Raw genomic sequence first — 1036 nt, 5'->3', positions numbered from 1 at the left:
TCTGCATGGAAGCACGCCAGGTGAGCGCCGCTCTGTCCGCGATGCGTAACAAGACGGATCGCAACGATGCACGCGGCATCGCTCAAATCCTGCGGACGGGGTGGTTCAGCACCGTTCACATGAAGAGCCGGGAGGCACATGGGGCTCGAGCCCTTCTGAGTACGCGTAAGGCGTTGCTGAGCAAGACCATCGATCTGGCCAACGAGGTGCGCGGTTTACTGAAGATATTCGGCATTCGCCTGCCGAAGACGGTGAAGCACGGGAGCTTCGACGGTGTTGTCCGGCCGATGATCGAGATGGACGAGGTTCTGGCCCATGCCATGCTGCCGCTGCTGGATGCTCGGCTGGTTCTGTATCAGCACTTTCTGGAACTCGACCGACGGGTCAAACGGGCCGCCAGTCAGGATGGGGTCTGCATGCGCATGATGACTGTGCCCGGTGTCGGCCCGATCGCGGCTTTGACTTTCAAGGCGGCGGTCGATGACCCCGCGCGGTTCAAGCGGTCTCGCACCGTGGCCGCCCACTTTGGTCTGACACCCCGACGATACCAGTCTGGTGAGCACGACAATCCTGGCCGGATATCGAAAGCCGGGGATCGAGATGTGAGGGCAACGCTCTATGCTGCCGCCAATGCCTTGCTCATGCGAACCATGGCCGGGTCGCAGATCAAGTCCTGGGGCATGCGCTTGATGCGCACCAAAGGACGCCGCCGTGCGGTTGTGGCTGTTGCGCGCAAACTGGCCGTCCTGCTCCACCGCATGTGGGTGGACGGCACTGAGTTCCGTTCAGAAAAGGTGGAGGGCATGGCATGATCTGACCGACCAACATCGATCTGAACGGGATCGTCCTCACCGGACGAGGTTCGTGGATGAAGCCGAAAATGACTGCTGCGCCACCAAGCGCGTCTCTAAGCGAGGCTCTCCACAACCAATCCGACACATGCGTGCAGCGATGCCCCACGTGGTATCAACCAGACTGCGAAGAGAAGCGTGACCCGGATGAGTGACAGAGATCCCAAACAACAAGGAAAACGAGC

At 60.5% G+C, this 1036-nt stretch carries 1 protein-coding gene; it reads left to right on the top strand.

What is annotated here, in order from left to right:
- Window positions 1-812, top strand: an 812-nt coding sequence (locus D4754_RS23755; RefSeq protein WP_121068639.1) for an IS110 family RNA-guided transposase, incomplete at its 5' end; no start/stop codon positions are given.
- Window positions 813-1036: the final 224 nt, after the last annotated feature.

This window comes from Chachezhania antarctica, assembly GCF_003646465.1.
Classification (GTDB): Bacteria; Pseudomonadota; Alphaproteobacteria; order Rhodobacterales; family Rhodobacteraceae; genus Chachezhania; species Chachezhania antarctica.
The sequence above is the reverse complement of the archived record's forward strand: the minus strand, read 5'-3'. Positions and strand labels throughout refer to the sequence as shown.